The following is a 15,752-nucleotide window of genomic DNA, read 5'->3' on the forward strand; positions in this document are numbered from 1 at the left end:
AGCATAGCCATGCCAACCTACAACTCTATTCACACCGCCTACGGTCTCCAGGCCATGGCGGCTGCCGAGGCGGCGGGTATTCCGATCAACATCACGCAGATGGCGGTGGGTGACGGCAATGGCAACTTTGTGGATCTCGCCGACACCATGACTACGCTGGTGAATGAGCGGTTTCGAGATCCAATTAACCGCGTGTACCAGGATCCGGAGCGCAATAATAAATACACCGCCGAGCTCGTGATTCCCGCCAGCGTGGGCGGATTCACAATCCGTGAGATGGGTCTCTTCGACGTGAACGGCAACCTGTTCGCCATAGGAAACGTGCCGGCGTCAGTCAAGCCGGCCCAGGGCGAAAGAGCGTTTGCAGATACCATCGTGCGATTCGAGTTTCTCGTCACCAATGCCACTATGGTCACCCTGCAGGTGGACCCGAACGTCGCGGTGGCCACCCAGTCGTGGATCCTCAACAACGTCACCAGATCCACGTTGATACCTGGCGGCACGACAGGTCAGACACTACGCAAGTTATCGAATGCCGACGGCGATACTGAGTGGGCAGATCCGGACCAGGCCAACATCACCGTTGATACGATCGAAGAGAAACAGGAACTCGTCGACGGGCAAACCGTGGTCACCCTGGCGATCTGCACCACGCGTGGGCTGGCGGTGTATGTGGACGGTGAGCGGGTACCCAATGACGAGTGGACCAAGAACGTCAGCGACCCCACCGAGTTCAGCTTCAACACGCCGATCACTGGCACGCACGAGCTGATCTGCGCGCAGAACGAACCAACCGGCAACGCCCCCGCCCCGCTGGAGCGCAGTAAGAACCTGGCAGACGTCGAGAGCAAAGCCACCTCGCGGGATAACCTGGACGTTTTCAGCCGCGCTGAAACCCGGCAGATGTCACCAGCCGGCATGCTCGCTCACTTCGCACGCACCACCGCCCCCACTGGCTGGCTCAAGGCCAATGGTGCAGCAGTTGGTCGGGTGGCCTATGCGGATCTGTTCGCGGCCATCGGCACCACGTTCGGCGCCGGCGACGGATTCAATACTTTCAACCTTCCTGATCTGCGCGGCGAATTCATCCGAGGCTGGGACGACGGCAAGGGCGTGGATGTCGGCCGTGCTCTGGGCAGCTGGCAGAACGGGGCCACCCCACCGATACCTTCGGATGGCTGGGGCGGTGCCGGTGGGGCGCTGGGTACCGCGACCGAAGGCACACTGATAGTTGGGTCCGGCGTGCGGGAACACGCAGAGATCCTGGAGAGCGTCAAGCAGGCCGGCGGTGCTCGGATCATCACCGGCAGCAACCACCCACGCAACCGCGCATTCCTCGCCTGCATCAAATACTGAGGGCCAACCCATGCAAGCCTACCAACTCAACGCCGCCGGCCTGTTCCTGGGTATCACCGAGGCAGACGAGAGCCCGCTCGAACCGGGCGTGTACCACATGCCGGCTGGCTGCATCGCCACACCGCCGCCAGAGACCTGGCCGGATGACAAGTGGCCGCGCTGGAACGGTTCAGCCTGGCAGCTGGTGAACAAACCCACCGCCCCGGTCGAGCCCAGCGCGGTGGAAAAGCTCGCCGCCTTCCTCGAGGCGAATCCAGATGTGGCAGAGCTGGTCGCCCCGCCGGAGCCGGTGTAGCATCGGCAATGCTTAGGTCGAAGTAAGCGCCCCCGTTTCGGCGGGGTTCTTCGCCCTGCCCCGTGTAACGCCCCCCGCACCACCGCCACCCGCTGGCTCCCCTCTCGCACGCGCGTCAACCTCAAGGCTCACAGGTCAACGCACTGCAGGAGCCAACCATGCCAGGCGATTATCATCACGGCGTGCGCGTCGTAGAGATCAACGAGGGCACGCGCCCCATCCGCACTATTAGCACCGCCGTCGTCGGTATGGTTTGCACCGCAGAAGATGCAGACGCAGCCGCCTTTCCACTCAACACCCCCGTGCTGCTCACTGATGTGCTCACCGCCATTGGTAGCGCCGGCACCGAGGGCACGCTCGCCAAGAGCCTGGCCGCCATCGCCGCAAACGCCAGCCCCTTCACCGTCGTTGTGCGCGTAGCCGAAGGCGCAGACGAGGCAGAGACCACCACCAACATCATTGGCACCGTCACCGCTGGCGGGCAGTACACCGGCCTCAAGGCCCTGCTGGCAGCCAAGGCCCAGCTGGGCGTCACCCCGCGCATCATTGGCGTACCAGGGCTGGACACGCTGGCCGTAACCACCGAGCTGGTCAGCATCGCTCAGCAACTGCGCGCCATGGCCTATGCCAGCTGCTGGGATTGCGAAACCAAAGAAGATGCCGTCACCTACCGCGAAAACTTCAGCGCCCGCGAGCTGATGCTCATCTGGCCGGACTTCCTCAGCTGGGACACGGTAGCCAGTGCCACAACCGAGGCCTCTGCCGTGGCCCGAGCCCTCGGCCTGCGCGCCAAGATCGATCAGCAGACCGGCTGGCACAAAACCCTCTCCAACGTGGGCGTCAACGGCGTAACCGGCATCAGCCGCGATGTGTACTGGAATCTGCAAAACCCCGCGACGGATGCGGGCTACCTCAACGCCGCAGACATCACCACGCTGGTGCGCGCTGATGGCTTCCGCTTCTGGGGCTCACGCACCTGCAGCGATGACCCCCTGTTCGCGTTCGAGTCCGCCACCCGCACCGCACAGGTACTGGCCGACACCATCGCCGAGGCGCACATGTGGGCGGTCGACAAGCCCATGCACCCCAGCCTTATCCGCGACATTTTGGAGGGCATCAACGCCAAGTTCCGCGAGATGAAAGCCGGCGGGTACATCATCGACGCCAACGCCTGGTACGACGAGGCCGCCAACAGCGCAACCACACTCAAGAACGGTCAGCTGTTCATCGATTACGACTACACCCCCGTGCCGCCGCTTGAGGATCTCACCCTGCGCCAGCGAATCACCGACCGCTACCTGGCCGACTTCGCCAGCCGCATCAACGCCTGATCACTCGCCCCGGTAGTACCGGGGCCACTGGCTAACACTCACGGAGAACACAGCCATGGCAATGCCGCGCAAACTCAAAAACATGAACGTCTTCAACGATGGCGGAAGCTACCAGGGCATCGCCAAAGCCATGACCCTACCGCCACTCAGCCGCAAAATGGAAGGCTACCGGGGCGGCGGAATGAACGGCCCGGTCAAGGTCGATATGGGCCTCTCAGACGACGGCATTGCAGTCAGCTGGAAGCTCGGCGGCTGGGATCTGCTCGCCATCCGCCAGTGGGGCGCTACCAGTGCCAGCGCTGTCGCCCTGCGCTTTGCTGGTGCCGTACAGCGTGACGACACCGGCGACGTCAGCGCCGTTGAGGTGGTCATGCGTGGCCGGCATGAAGAGATCAACTTTGGTGACAGCGAGCCCGGTGCAGACACCGAGCACGAGATCACCACCACCTGCACGTACTACAAGCTGACCGTAGACGGCGAAGTCCTGGTCGAGATCGACATTCTCAACATGATCGAGATCGTCGACGGCGTAGACATTCTGGCGGAGCAGCGCAAAGCCGTAGGCCTGTAATTGCTCGGCAACTTCACATCCCGGCGCGTATGCCGGGTCCACCAAAAAAGGAACCCACCATGGCAACTGAAGAAAAACCCAAAGCAGCAGCGGCAACGGCCGCACCTGCCGACGACAACACCAACGTCATCGAGCTGGATGCACCCATCAAGCGCGGCACCACCGAGATCACCGAAGTGACCCTGCGCAAGCCGGTCTCCGGCGAGCTGCGCGGCGTAAGCCTGATGGATCTGGCCCAGATGGACGTGCTCGCCCTGCGCAAAGTGCTGCCACGCATCAGCAACCCCAGCCTTACCGACGTAGAGGTCGGCAACCTGGACCCGGCAGATCTGATGCAATGCGGGGTCGCCGTGGCCGGTTTTTTGTTGACCAAGAAAATGAAACAGAACTCCCTCGAAGCGTAGAGGACGCCATGGGCGATATCGCCCTGGTGTATCACTGGGGGCCGAGCGAGATGGACCGCCTCGGCCTGCCAGAGCTGATGGACTGGCGCAACCGCGCAATCAAGCAATGGAACCAGGTGCATGGCGCAAAAGCTGAAACTTGAGGTAGTGCTGCAGGCGCTGGATCGCGCCACCAAGCCCATCCGCGCTGTCACCAAGGGCAGCGTAGGCCTGGGGCGTGAACTCAAGTCCACGCGCGAGCAGCTCAAGCAACTGGAGCGTCAGCAGTCCGACATCAGCGGCTGGCGAGCGCTCAACAACGCCACCAAGCAAACCACCCAGGCCATCAGCGCCAACCGTGACCGGGTGCGCGAGTTGTCGCGCCAAATGGCGCAAACCAGCAACCCCACCAAGGCGCTCACCAACGATTTTCGGCGTGCCGTGCGTGAGGCGCACGCGCTCAAGCAAAAGCACCAGGAGCAACAACGCGAACTGCAAGGTTTGCGCGGCAGGCTTAACAGTGCCGGCATCAGCACCCGCAACCTTGGCGAGCACGAGCGCACCCTGCGCCAACGCATCGACAGCACCAACAACCAGCTGCAAGAGCAAGAGCGCCGGCTCAGAGCAGTCACCGCGCAACAGCGAAGGCTCGCGGCAGCGCGGCAACAGTACCAACGTGCCCAGGGCATGACAGGCGCCATGGCCGGCACCGGCGCGGCAGGCTTGGCCACCGGCAGTGCGATACTGTATTCCGGCGCGCGGTTAATGGCCCCCGGCGTAGAGTTTGACGAGGCTGTCAGCCGCATTCAGGCGTTAGGCCGGCTTGATCGTGGAAGCTCCGAGCTGGCCGCGCTACGAGCGCAAGCGCGGGCGCTGGGTTCTGCAACTCAGTTCAGCGCCACCGAGGCTGCGCAAGGTCAAGGCTTTCTGGCTATGGCCGGTTTTAGTCCACAGGCAATCAAAGACGCCATGCCCGCCATGCTGGATGTTGCCAAAGCCGGCGCCATGGATCTTGCTTCAACCGCAGACGTCGCATCCAACATCCTCACAGGCTTCAACCTGCAAGCACGCGACATGACGCGCGTGGGCGACGTGCTCACCGGCGCGTTCACCCGCTCCAACACATCGCTGGAAATGCTCGGCGAAACCATGAAGTACGCCGCACCCAACGCTGCAGCCTACGGGCAAGACATCGAGATCATGGCCGCAGCCGCAGGCAAACTCGGTGACGCCGGCATTCAGGGCAGCATGGCCGGTACTGCCATGCGCGCCATTCTCAGCAGGCTGGCAGCACCACCCAAGAAAGCTGCAGCAGCGCTTGATCAACTTGGCATCAAGGTCGCAGACGCAGAAGGCAACATGCGCCCCCTGCCCGACCTGCTCAAAGAGATTTACGACCGCACCAAAGCACTCGGAGACACCGAGCGCGGCGGGCTGCTCAAAGCCATTGCCGGCGAAGAGGCAGGCAGTGCTCTCACCGTGCTCACCCAGCAAGCTGGCAGCGGTGGCCTGCAAGCATTGATCGAGCAGCTGCGAAACGTCCAGGGTGAAGCCGCCAGAACAGCGCAGGTAATGGGCGACAATCTCGGCGGCGATATCGCAGCGCTCAAGAGCGTGTGGGCCGACCTTGGTATCCAGATGCAAGACACCGCAAATGGCGACCTTCGCGGCATGGCCCAGGCGCTAGCTAAGATAGTGCTTGGGCTCAAGGAGTGGATGGTCGAAAACCCCGAACTAACCCGCGCAATTATCAAAATTGCCATTGGACTGGGCGCTTTGATCGCCGTGTTCGGCGCGTTAACCATTGCGCTGGCATCTATCCTCGGCCCCTTCGTGATGATCCGCTTTGGCCTGGCCATGTTTGGCATCCGAGCTCTGGCACTGCTGCCCATCCTCAAAGCGGTCGGCACCGCGTTCATGTGGCTGGGCCGGCTGCTGCTGCTCAACCCAATCGGCCTGGCCATCACCCTGCTGGTGACCGCCGGCTGGCTGCTGTACAAAAACTGGGATGGCGTGATCGGTGGGCTCAAAGCGCTCTGGCAGGATCTCACCCGCGCCGCCAAGGCCGTGTGGGGCGAAGTCACCAGCGCCTTTGATGGCGGCTTGGTCGGCGTGGGCAAGCTGATCGTCAACTGGTCGCCGCTAGGCCTGTTCTACAAAGCCTTCGCCGCCGTCATGAGCTGGTTTGGAGTAGACCTCCCCAGTAAATTCACTGATTTCGGCGCCATGCTCATGCAAGGCCTGGTCAACGGCATAAAAAATAGCCTGGGCGCAGTAAAAGGGGCCATCACCGGCGCAGGCGCTGCCACCGTCAACTGGTTTAAAGACAAGCTCGGTATCCGCAGCCCCAGCCGCGTATTCGCCGAGCTCGGCGGTTACACCATGCAAGGGCTTGCCCAAGGCATCAACAAGCAACAGCGCGAGCCCCTGCGCGCCGTCGCCAGCGTCAGCGAGCGCATGGCAGGCGCCACCAGCGGTATCAGCTTCGATTCCCGCCAACCGTTAGCAGCGCGCAGCGCCGCAGCCAGCAGCCCCGCAGGCGGAACCTATGAAATTCATGTACACGCCGCCCCCGGTATGGATCCGCACAGCATCGCCCGCGCCGTCGCCGCAGAGCTCGACCGCCGCGAACGTGAGCGCGCCGCCAGTGCCCGTGGCAGTCTGTATGACCAGGAGTAAACCAAGATGATGATGGCCCTGGGGCTGTACGTATTCAGCCTAAGCACCGCCGCCTACCAGCAACTGCAGCGCCAAACCAACTGGCGTCACCCCAGCAACTCACGCATAGGCGCCCTGCCCGCACGGCAGTTTGTCGGCAAAGGCGAAGACACCATCACCCTCAGCGGCCTCATCATGCCCGAGCTCACCGGCGAGCGCGTGTCGCTCAATGCCCTGCGCCTAATGGCAGACGCCGGCAAAGCCTGGCCCCTGGTAGAAGGCACCGGCCGCATCTATGGGCTCTGGATTATCGAAAGCATCAGCGAGACCAACACCCTGTTTTTTAGAGATGGGGCCCCACGCCGTATCGAGTTCACCCTCACGCTGCAGCGCGCAGACGATAGCCAGATCGAGCTGCTCGGCGACATCCTCAGCACCGTCGGCGACATACTGCGATGATTACCCGCCACCCTGCCCCCGCCTATCGCCTGGTGGTCAACGGGCAAGACATCACCCCCAAAATCAACAACCGGCTCATCAGCCTGGCCCTGACCGACAACCGGGGGCTAGAGGCAGACCAGCTCAGCATCAGCCTCACCGATCACGACGGCCTGCTCAGCATTCCCCCGCGCGGCGCCGAGGTGCAACTCTGGCTCGGCTGGGCCGATACCGCGCTGGTGTTCAAAGGCAGCTACACCGTCGACGAGACCGAACACAGCGGCGCGCCAGACGTGCTCAGCATCCGCGCCCGCAGTGCAGACCTGCGCGCAGGCCTCAGCCGCAAGCGTGAGCGCAGCTGGCACAGCATCACCCTGGCAGACATCATCAACACCATCGCCACGGCCTACAGCCTCACACCGGTGATAGATCTGGTGCTCGGAGCACTCCCGGTACCGCACATAGACCAGGCCGACGAATCAGACGCCAACCTGCTCAGCCGCCTCGCGCAAGATCACGACGCCATCGCCACCGTCAAAGCCGGCCACCTGCTGCTGATGCCCGTAGGCGCGAGCAAAACCGCCAGCGGCATTGTCCTGCCCCACGTCCACTACACCCGCGAAGATGGCGACAGCCACCGCTTCATGCAGGCAGACCGCGACGCCTACACCGGCGTGCGCGCCCACTACTACAACCCCAACAGCGCACAGCGGCAGGAAGCACTCATCGGCACGGATGACAACATCAAAACCCTGCGCCACGTGTACGCAGACCAAGCCAGCGCCCTGCAGGCCGTGCGCAGCGAATGGCAGCGCCTGCAACGCGGCGTGGCCACGCTCAGCTACACCCTCGCCCTTGGCCGGGCCGATCTCATACCCGAAATGACCTACAGCCTCAGCGGCGTCAAACAGCCAATCACAGACGTGGTGTGGCTCTGCAGTCGCGTGATGCACAGCCTGAATGACAGCGGCTACACCGTCGCCCTGGAGCTCGAAAACCAGCTGGCCGAAGATGAAGACCTGGCCGCACTGGTAGATGCGCAATACACCGGCGTAATGGCCTGGTACCGCGCAGAAGATGGCACCCAGAAGAAGGTGACCGAGGGAGATCAAGCCAGCCCCAAACGGCTGACACACCTCTACGCCAGCAAGGCTGGCGCAGAGCGTGCGGTAAAGCGGGAGTTTGAGCAGTTGTCATGAGGCACTGCCAAAAGGCAGTGCCGTTTGCATGCAGCTATTCAGGGGCCCCGAGCAACGCATAAGCGAACCGCAGCAAGTCAGCTTTGCCCTGCTCATCAAGCTGGCGGAAAACGTCCTGTATCTCCTGTTCACGCTCTGTGGTGAGGTTAGTAGCAGGCACACTGCCTGTTTCCTGATATGTCATCCCGTATCTCCTATCAGGGGTCTCGGCACCACCTTGGCACCGACTTCATTCCCTCACCATATATGTACGGTCTTGGTACCCGGTTTTCACAAGCTAGACGAAAAAAAAGTGGCCATGAGCCACCCGATTCCTGAAATTTATAAAGCTAAATAAATTAAATTTATAACCCCTCGGGAACGACCGATTTGATCAGTACTTCTCTATGCCCCAATCAACCAAATTTGCGGTAGCACGCTTTACCCAGCAAATATTGGCAACCAGGCCATCGGCTTCTTCTTTGCTAAACTTTGACCTAATGACGTCGTTCCTCACCATCAAGTTCAGCAGTTCGCGTGCCGCAGGCTCGTCAGCTTCAATGCGCCGAATTTTGTGCCAAATGTACGCAACAAGTTTTTCAGAGGGCGGCCGCGCATCGAGCTCACCAGCCAACTCAAGAAATCGCTTTCGTAAATCATTGTGCTGCCAGGCATGTTGCCCGGTACCCACTACCAGATCGAACGCAGATGCCACGGTAATAATCAGTGCGCTGTAAATGGCCACCGCGTCTGGCACTTGCTCAATGAAGGTAGTGAGCGCTGCTGAACCAAAAACCACTCCCACGAATGAAGTAATACGCTGCCACTTCACAAAGAACGACGCACGGCGCATGTGATACCGCACCGAGCGTTGCAAGTAGAAGCGTAAGTCGTAGATCTCATCGTCGAGAGTGGATTCAGTCATTTTTTTGGCCGTGGCGTGGGTCTACTTTCCATGATTGTAGTGTCTTGGTTGGTATGTGGCCCCCTGTTGGAATCATCGCGCCATACATGTTTCGAGCTCTCGCCTTTATCACGTGAAGGCGATGGGCGGTTTGAATCGTTGGGTTTCTTGTTGTCAGTCATCTAAATACTCCGTTCATCTGGTGCAGCGTGGGGGGATTAGGGTTATTCGCTGGCTTGGCTGAGCTGCTCTTCCATTTCATCGCATGAAGTCGCCGCGCCAGGCAGGCAGGAAACACAACGATTCGCCATGCTCGCAGCGGTGAGCAGGTTCATAGGCAAACCGGGGGTAGCCGCGATCTCGGCGCGCAGTTCTTGCGCCTCGGCTTGAGCCACGCGCATGGCATCACCGCAGGCCTGCACCGCGTGAACATCGTTTGATTGGCGTTGTTCTTCCATGGCCCACCCAGTCGAAACTAGCTCAGAAAGTCGCTCAACCGATCGCTCTTCGCTGATCGCGTGGGCGGGCATGGCAATAAAGGTCAGCGCTAGGACAGCAGCGCCAGTAGTGAAGGTAATGCAGCGTCGAAAATCCATTTCCACTCTCTCTGTCTCATCGAATGATGCTCATCCAAAATCACTGAGCGGCTTTTTTTGTGGCCTCATATCGCGCAGCTGACTCGGCTAAGGCTGTGGTCAACCGCTCTACCGCTGCTTGATCCGCCTCAGGCAAAGCCCGGTAACTGTCAATCACGCCGGATTCTTTAGCCGTCAATGAGGTTTCAGGCGCAGGGGTGCGCTCACCGCAAACCACATAAAGCACATCCACGCCAAGAGAACGGGCAACGTCCAAAATAGACGCTCCTATGTCGCTATTTCCGCCCTCATAGCCAGCCAGTGTGCGCTTGGCGATGCCCAGTTTTTCAGCAAATTCGCCCTGCGTAAGGCCCACCCGCTGCCGCTCTAGTTGTAGCCGGGCACCTACCTGCGCTCTCAAATGATGCAAATATTTTCATCCTATCTATTGACTGATGCAGATTCGTGCATCATTCTTGCGGTGTCATCACATGAAATCACACGAATTTACACTATGCCTAACGCCTACCCTACAGAGCAAGCCCGTCAAGCAGCCCGCGAACGGCTGATTGCCCAGGGTCTCTCATCGAAAGAATGGGCTGAGCTGCACGAGCTGAGCCCGTCCACCGTGTACGCCGTCCTTAATGGGCAGCACAAGTGCTTGCGCGGTGACGCACATCGCGCCGCCGTGCTGCTGGGCATCAAGCCGACCGTAGCTGCACCCTATACCGCCGCCATGGCGCAGGGGTAACAGAACATGACCCGTGAAATTCTTGAAACTCGCCGGCAGGTCATCAGCGCCATCATCCGTGTTTACCCCGGTGGCCGCGAAGGCGCAGCCGGGCTGCTGGGCTTATCGCTCAAACAGTTTGATAACCATGCTTACGAAAACAACGGCCACCGCCCGCTGGATGATTCGCAAATCATTGCCCTTGAAGCTGTGACCAACACCACCTTTCTGGCGGATTACATCTGCCATCAGTACGGCGGCTTTTTCGTGCCCATGCCAGCCACTGAGATGCTCGACAACATCGAGCTACACCAACGCGGCCTGCGCACCTCCAGCAAGCGCGGTTTGGTTGATCAGTACATTGCCAAGGCGTTGGACGATGGAGAGATCAGCAGCAGCGAGAAGCGCGAGATCCTCGCCCTGCACGCCAAGCATCTGTCAGAGCGCCACGGCCAGGTGCTGGCCACCATCACATTGCACAGCAGGGAGAAGCCATGACCGCCCCCAATCATGGCGGCTACCGCTGCCTTTGCCCCGCCTGCGGAGAACCTATGTTCATCCGCAAGAGCGAGAAGCAAACCCCCACGTTTCAGACCATGTACGCCCGCTGCAACAACCTGGTGTGCAATGCCAGTTATGTGGGCTCGCTCACCTGGGATTACACCCTGAGCCCGTCCGGTTTGCCGCAGCCGCAGGTCACGCTGCCGCTCTCGCCCACTAAACAGCGGCTGCAGGCCATGCAGGATATGGCGCCCAGCGCCAACAAAGACCAACTCACATTCCTTGAACAGCTCGACCAGGAGGCCCACGCATGAACGCCATACCGCAGGATTACCAGGACGACATGCAAGCCGCAGCCCTGGCCTACATGCAGCGCCACCAGGCCGAGCACTTGGGTTCAAGCCAGGCACTGATCAACCGCGCGGCGGACCACCTCGAATGCGCGCTCAGCCTCGACCGCGCTCTAGCAGAGAAGCTGGTACTGCGCGCCTATGGCGAGTTGCACAGCGCAGAGCAGCCCTACCGGGTGGATGTAGACAGCACCAGCGCCCACACCGTCGCGCTGGTTGATACCCGCACCGGCCTCACGCATGCGGTACCGGCAGAGCTGATCGCCCGCTATCTGATCGCCACGCCAAAGCGTAAACGGCTTACCGCCGTCAACTGACCCCCCAACACCCCAGCCCTTGCCCGCTTTGCGTGGGTAAGGGGGAGCTGCACCCAGAGCACGGTGAACCACATGCAAAACCACACGCACCAAGCCCAAGCGGTATCAGAACCCAAGCCCCAGCCGCTGCGCTGTGGCGTCACGCTTAGCGAGCACCTGAGCACTCTGCCCGCCCTGCAGCACGCCGCCGGCAACCACCCCATGCTGCACGATTGGTTGCAGCACATGCTTGCCGAGGCCGTAGTGCACAACGATGTGATGCTCAACTGGTACACCTCGCGGGCCGATGGCTATTTGCTGGGTGTGGGTATTGCCGCAAAAAAACGCGTCACCAGCGAGATGCTAGAGCTCGGGCAACTGTGCCGCCGCCTGAAAGCGGGGCCAACGCAGTGAGAGAGATGCCTGCAGAGCTGTACAAAGAGGTCCTTGAAAACCTTGAGCGCGACTATAAATTGGTGCCCATCAAAGGCACCAACTGGCTGCGCAAGGGCGTGTGCCCCAAATGCCACGGCGGAAAATCGAAAGAAACCTCACTGTTTGCGCACGCGCAGGCACCCTGGGTGGTCATGTGCGGCCGGGGCAAGTGCAACGAGCAATTGCACATCAAAGAGATTTACAAAGATCTGTTCGAAGACGTCAGCAGCCGACACCCCGCAACGGCTGAAAACCCCACCGCAAGTGCAGAGGCGTACCTCAGTTTTAACCGCGGCTTTGATCCTCAGCTGATTCGCGGCTGGTACACGCAAGAAAGCCACTTTGACCGCCGCTTGAACGAGGGCAGCGCCACCGTCCGCTTTGATATGCCAGAGGGTGGCTACTGGGAACGCCTGATCGATAAACCCAGCCGCTTTGGCAACATGAAAGCGCGCTTCAAGCCGGGCTGGAGCTACAAGGGAAAATGCTGGGTGCCGCCCTGCGTGGATCTGCTGCAGGTGAAGGAGCTGTGGATCGTTGAGGGCATCTTCGACGCCATCGCCCTGCTGCACCACGGTATTGCGGCCGTCTCGATGATGAGCTCGGCGCCCTTCCCCGATAAGTTCCTGCAGGAGCTGGCCGCACTGCGAATAGGCCAGGTAGATAAAGACGGCAAGACCGGCAAGCTGCCCCGCCTGGTATGGGCACTGGACAACGAGCCATCAGCGCATGCCGGCATCATCAAGTATGTGCCGCGAGCGGCTGAGCTGGGTTATCGCAGCACTGCCGCGCAGATCCCGCAAGCCGGTCGCAAGCTGGACTGGAACGAGCTGCACCAGCTGCGCTGGGCCACCATCGACGATGAAGCCAAGCGCAAAGAGAAGCTCGACAAAGACCTGCGCGAAGCCCGTCACCACGGTGATCTACTCCTGGCAAAGAATGCCAGCGACTACGCCATGCTCATTTACAGCTGGGATGAGCTGCAAGGCTACCCCCGCAAAGAGTTCCCCTTTGTTTTCAGCAACTGCCTGTACTGGTTCAAGCTCGATCTGGAGAAGTACGCCTCTGCCCGTGGCGCACTGAACGACAGCGAGCGCCCAGAAGATCGCTTGCTCAGTGAGGATCAAAAGCGCGACCGCGCCCTGCGGCTCGCCGGCGGTGTGGTCGAGCTGGCCAACTGTGCGTTTCAGGCCCTGTACTACCAGCGCAACTTGGTCACCGATGAAGCCTGGTATTACCTGCGGATCGACTTCCCCCACGATGGCGGTACCGTCAAGGCCACGTTCACCAGCGGCCAGCTGGCAGCAGCTGCAGAGTTCAAAAAGCGCCTGCTGCACGTGGCCACCGGCGCCATGTATACCGGCAGCGGCGGCCAGCTCGATCACCTCATGCGCAAGCAGCTGTACGGCCTCAAAGTAGTCGAGACCATCGATTACATGGGCTACAGCAAAGAGCACAAAGCCTATGTATTTGCCGACGTGGCCGTGCGCAACGGGCAGGTGTATCAGGCCAACGACGAAGACTTCTTCGACATGGGCAACACCCGCCTCAAGACGCTGCAGCGCTCTATCAAGCTGCACATCGAGACGCGCCCCACGCATTACAGCGAGGCCTGGCTAGAGCGCGTATGGCTGTGCTTTGGGGCCAAGGGCCTGATCTCGCTGGCCTTCTGGCTGGGTTCAACACTGGCCGAGCAAATCCGTGGCGTGCACAAGTCATATCCGTTTCTGGAGCTCACCGGTGAGGCCGGCGCGGGTAAGTCCACGCTGATCAACTTGATCTGGAAAATGTTTGGCCGCCCAGATGATGAAGGCAAAGACCCATCAAAAGGCAGCGCGGCCGGTCGCCGCCGTTGGATGGGGCAAGTATCTAACCAGCCCGTGGTACTGCTAGAGGCAGACCGCAACGATCCCAACGCCGCCAGCAATGGCCGCCCGAAAAAGGCCTACGACTGGGACGAGCTAAAACCCCTCTACAACGGCGGCAGCCTGGGCGTCACCGGCGTAAAGACCGCCGGTAACGAAACCTATGAACCGCCCTTTCGCGGCAGCATCGTCATCAGCCAGAACGCCGCTGTAAGCGCGCACGAGGCGATTCTCACCCGGCTGGTAAAAGTGCTACTGCTGCGCCCGGAAGCCACCGCAGCAAGCCGTAAGGCAGCAGCAGAGCTGGAGCAAATGCAGGTAGAGCAGCTCAGCCACTTCATGGTCAAGGTGATGACGCAGGAACAAGCGCTGATGGAGTGCTTCACCAAGGCATTCCGTGGGCATGAAACCGTGTTGCGTGGCGTGAAAGAGATCCGCGTCGAACGCATCATCAAAAACCACGCCCAGCTGATGGCGCTGGTCGACTGCCTGGCATTGGTCTGCCCGCTCACCCAGCAACAGATCAACGACTGCCACGCCGAGTGCATCAGCATGGCCATCGAGCGCCAGTTCGCCATCAGCGCAGACCACCCCGGCGTGGCTCAATTCTGGGATGTGTACGACTACCTCGAATCAGAGCGCGAAGACGGTGTGGTCAACCACCACCGCGACGACGGCCTCATCGCCATTCATATCAACGAGTTTGTGCGCCTGGCCGCAGAACACCGCCAGGAGCTGCCCAGCGCGAGCGACTTGCGCAACTGGTTACCTGATAGCAGCAGCCACAAGTATCTGGGCCAGCGCTCAGTCAATAGCCGGATCCGCGAGCGGCAGAACCAGCACCGCTCAGGCTTCGACAACCTCAAGCCCGTCACCGTCCGGTGCTGGGTATTTGAAAACCCCCATCGGCGCGGCAACGCCGAGACCCACTGAAAGGAGAGCACCATGCAACACGATCACCGCAATCAGAACATAGCCAGCTTGGCCGGCAGCGCACTGCTGATGGCCCTGCTGATCACCCTCGGCTACTACGTCCCCGACGGCCTGATCGCCCTCGCCCACAAGTGATACACGCCCCAGCGCGGCAACGCTGGGGCAACCCAAAGGAGAGCACCATGCAAGCAACCCCAAGCGTCATCCAGCAGCTGGACCAACTGCGCACAGCGCAAGATCTCTACCAAAAAATGCAGGTCATGCAGCACCAGCGCGCCGCCGTGCAGGCATCCGGCCTGCCGGCGCTGCGCCGTCTGGCCAGCACCGCCCAAGGCAACAGCGGCCAAAGCGCCGTGGTCGGCCGCTTCCTGCTGGGCCTGTACAACGGCCCCGCCTATCCCTTCACCCTCACCGAGCTGCGCGCCCTCGACCAGGAGCTGCACAGCGACTGCATGGCCGTGCTGATGATGGACTGGTCACCCGAGCGCGAAGTGCACGAGATGATCCAGGGTGGCCACCACATTTTTCAGAGTTTGATCGCGCGCTGGGGGGATCGGCCATGAACCTGCACTTGATATCCGGCCCGGCCGGTTCCGGCAAAACCACGATGCTGCGCAATCTGATGCGTGAGTCCACCGGAGAGGTCAGGCAAAGCGACCCCGGCCACTGCACGATGGCCGGGCTGGCAAGGCTGGTGCGCCTGAGCTTCACAGATCCAAAGATCAAACTGGTGGTTTTCGATGGCGTGAATTCAGAGCAGCTGTTCGAGCTGACGAGACTGAGCCGGAGCCTTAACGGCCGCAAGGATCTGACCATCGCCGCCGCGCTGTGCTGCTACGTACAGGCGCCTGACTACAAGTTCGAGAACCTGCAAATAACACACCTGCCGGCCCGGCAATCACAGCCAGCCTGAGCAAAAAAAAAGCCCCGGTGAGCGGCAACTCACCAGGGCC

The 15,752-nt window shown here is 60.9% G+C and carries 21 protein-coding genes; 18 read left to right on the top strand and 3 right to left on the bottom strand.

From position 1 onward, the window contains the following. The 9 genes from V7756_RS16450 to V7756_RS16490 all read left to right on the top strand — a co-directional run. A partial coding sequence (locus V7756_RS16450) for a phage tail-collar fiber domain-containing protein (protein WP_335611282.1) occupies nucleotides 1-1,356 on the top strand: 1,356 nt, incomplete at its 5' end. A 10-nt stretch (nucleotides 1,357-1,366) separates the two neighbouring features. Beyond that, nucleotides 1,367-1,651, top strand: a complete 285-nt coding sequence (locus V7756_RS16455; RefSeq protein ID WP_335611283.1) for a phage tail protein — start codon at nucleotides 1,367-1,369, stop codon at nucleotides 1,649-1,651. Nucleotides 1,652-1,809: 158 nt separating this feature from the next. After that, nucleotides 1,810-2,982 (top strand): phage tail sheath protein, encoded by a 1,173-nt coding sequence (locus V7756_RS16460; protein ID WP_335611284.1) that lies wholly within the window; start codon nucleotides 1,810-1,812, stop codon nucleotides 2,980-2,982. 55 nt (nucleotides 2,983-3,037) lie between these two features. Beyond that, nucleotides 3,038-3,553: a phage major tail tube protein gene (locus V7756_RS16465; RefSeq protein WP_335611285.1), complete on the top strand. Its 516-nt coding sequence runs from the start codon at nucleotides 3,038-3,040 to the stop codon at nucleotides 3,551-3,553. A 59-nt stretch (nucleotides 3,554-3,612) separates the two neighbouring features. Beyond that, on the top strand, nucleotides 3,613-3,957 hold the full coding sequence (locus V7756_RS16470; RefSeq protein WP_335611286.1) for a phage tail assembly protein: 345 nt from the start codon (nucleotides 3,613-3,615) through the stop codon (nucleotides 3,955-3,957). Nucleotides 3,958-3,965: 8 nt separating this feature from the next. Then, on the top strand, nucleotides 3,966-4,100 hold the full coding sequence (locus tag V7756_RS16475; protein ID WP_065335926.1) for a GpE family phage tail protein: 135 nt from the start codon (nucleotides 3,966-3,968) through the stop codon (nucleotides 4,098-4,100). Continuing rightward, nucleotides 4,078-6,615 carry a phage tail tape measure protein gene (locus tag V7756_RS16480; protein ID WP_335611287.1) on the top strand — a complete coding sequence of 846 codons (2,538 nt, stop codon included), beginning with the start codon at nucleotides 4,078-4,080 and terminating at the stop codon, nucleotides 6,613-6,615. Before V7756_RS16475 ends, V7756_RS16480 begins: the two co-directional genes overlap by 23 nt. A 6-nt stretch (nucleotides 6,616-6,621) precedes the next feature. Further along, complete coding sequence (locus V7756_RS16485; RefSeq protein WP_335611288.1) at nucleotides 6,622-7,053, top strand: phage tail protein; 432 nt, start codon at nucleotides 6,622-6,624, stop codon at nucleotides 7,051-7,053. Next, entirely contained in the window at nucleotides 7,050-8,231 is a 1,182-nt protein-coding gene (locus V7756_RS16490) for a phage late control D family protein (protein WP_335611289.1), read from the top strand. The genes V7756_RS16485 and V7756_RS16490 overlap by 4 nt, the downstream gene beginning before the upstream one ends. Before the next feature lie 373 nt (nucleotides 8,232-8,604). Here V7756_RS16490 and V7756_RS16495 read toward each other — a convergent pair whose 3' ends face one another. The 3 genes from V7756_RS16495 to V7756_RS16505 all read right to left on the bottom strand — a co-directional run bounded on the left by V7756_RS16495 (nucleotide 8,605) and on the right by V7756_RS16505 (nucleotide 10,119). Next, nucleotides 8,605-9,135, bottom strand: a complete 531-nt coding sequence (locus V7756_RS16495) for a hypothetical protein (protein WP_335611290.1) — start codon at nucleotides 9,133-9,135, stop codon at nucleotides 8,605-8,607. A gap of 203 nt (nucleotides 9,136-9,338) precedes the next feature. After that, nucleotides 9,339-9,710 carry a hypothetical protein gene (locus V7756_RS16500; protein WP_335611291.1) on the bottom strand — a complete coding sequence of 124 codons (372 nt, stop codon included), beginning with the start codon at nucleotides 9,708-9,710 and terminating at the stop codon, nucleotides 9,339-9,341. A gap of 40 nt (nucleotides 9,711-9,750) precedes the next feature. Next, complete coding sequence (locus V7756_RS16505) at nucleotides 9,751-10,119, bottom strand: helix-turn-helix domain-containing protein (RefSeq protein ID WP_335611292.1); 369 nt, start codon at nucleotides 10,117-10,119, stop codon at nucleotides 9,751-9,753. Nucleotides 10,120-10,203: 84 nt separating this feature from the next. On the opposite strand from V7756_RS16505, the gene V7756_RS16510 reads away from it, so the two are divergent. The 9 genes from V7756_RS16510 to V7756_RS16550 all read left to right on the top strand — a co-directional run bounded on the left by V7756_RS16510 (nucleotide 10,204) and on the right by V7756_RS16550 (nucleotide 15,712). Next, entirely contained in the window at nucleotides 10,204-10,440 is a 237-nt protein-coding gene (locus V7756_RS16510; protein ID WP_335611293.1) for a DNA-binding protein, read from the top strand. 6 nt (nucleotides 10,441-10,446) lie between these two features. Beyond that, nucleotides 10,447-10,917 carry a YmfL family putative regulatory protein gene (locus V7756_RS16515; protein ID WP_335611294.1) on the top strand — a complete coding sequence of 157 codons (471 nt, stop codon included), beginning with the start codon at nucleotides 10,447-10,449 and terminating at the stop codon, nucleotides 10,915-10,917. Continuing rightward, entirely contained in the window at nucleotides 10,914-11,234 is a 321-nt protein-coding gene (locus tag V7756_RS16520; RefSeq protein ID WP_335611295.1) for an ogr/Delta-like zinc finger family protein, read from the top strand. The genes V7756_RS16515 and V7756_RS16520 overlap by 4 nt, the downstream gene beginning before the upstream one ends. Further along, nucleotides 11,231-11,587: a hypothetical protein gene (locus V7756_RS16525; protein ID WP_335611296.1), complete on the top strand. Its 357-nt coding sequence runs from the start codon at nucleotides 11,231-11,233 to the stop codon at nucleotides 11,585-11,587. The genes V7756_RS16520 and V7756_RS16525 overlap by 4 nt, the downstream gene beginning before the upstream one ends. 72 nt (nucleotides 11,588-11,659) lie before the next feature. Further along, on the top strand, nucleotides 11,660-11,980 hold the full coding sequence (locus tag V7756_RS16530) for a hypothetical protein (RefSeq protein WP_335611297.1): 321 nt from the start codon (nucleotides 11,660-11,662) through the stop codon (nucleotides 11,978-11,980). 5 nt (nucleotides 11,981-11,985) lie between these two features. After that, nucleotides 11,986-14,799 (top strand): toprim domain-containing protein, encoded by a 2,814-nt coding sequence (locus tag V7756_RS16535; protein WP_335611298.1) that lies wholly within the window; start codon nucleotides 11,986-11,988, stop codon nucleotides 14,797-14,799. A 12-nt stretch (nucleotides 14,800-14,811) separates the two neighbouring features. Beyond that, nucleotides 14,812-14,934, top strand: a complete 123-nt coding sequence (locus V7756_RS16540; RefSeq protein WP_335611299.1) for a hypothetical protein — start codon at nucleotides 14,812-14,814, stop codon at nucleotides 14,932-14,934. A 47-nt stretch (nucleotides 14,935-14,981) separates the two neighbouring features. Next, nucleotides 14,982-15,362, top strand: coding sequence for a DUF7673 family protein (locus tag V7756_RS16545; RefSeq protein ID WP_335611300.1), 381 nt, complete (start codon nucleotides 14,982-14,984; stop codon nucleotides 15,360-15,362). Beyond that, nucleotides 15,359-15,712: a hypothetical protein gene (locus V7756_RS16550; protein WP_335611301.1), complete on the top strand. Its 354-nt coding sequence runs from the start codon at nucleotides 15,359-15,361 to the stop codon at nucleotides 15,710-15,712. The genes V7756_RS16545 and V7756_RS16550 overlap by 4 nt, the downstream gene beginning before the upstream one ends. The last annotated feature ends 40 nt before the right edge of the window (nucleotides 15,713-15,752 follow it).

Origin of the sequence: Halopseudomonas sp. (assembly GCF_036961105.1) — a bacterium.
In the GTDB taxonomy this organism is placed as follows: domain Bacteria; phylum Pseudomonadota; class Gammaproteobacteria; order Pseudomonadales; family Pseudomonadaceae; genus Halopseudomonas.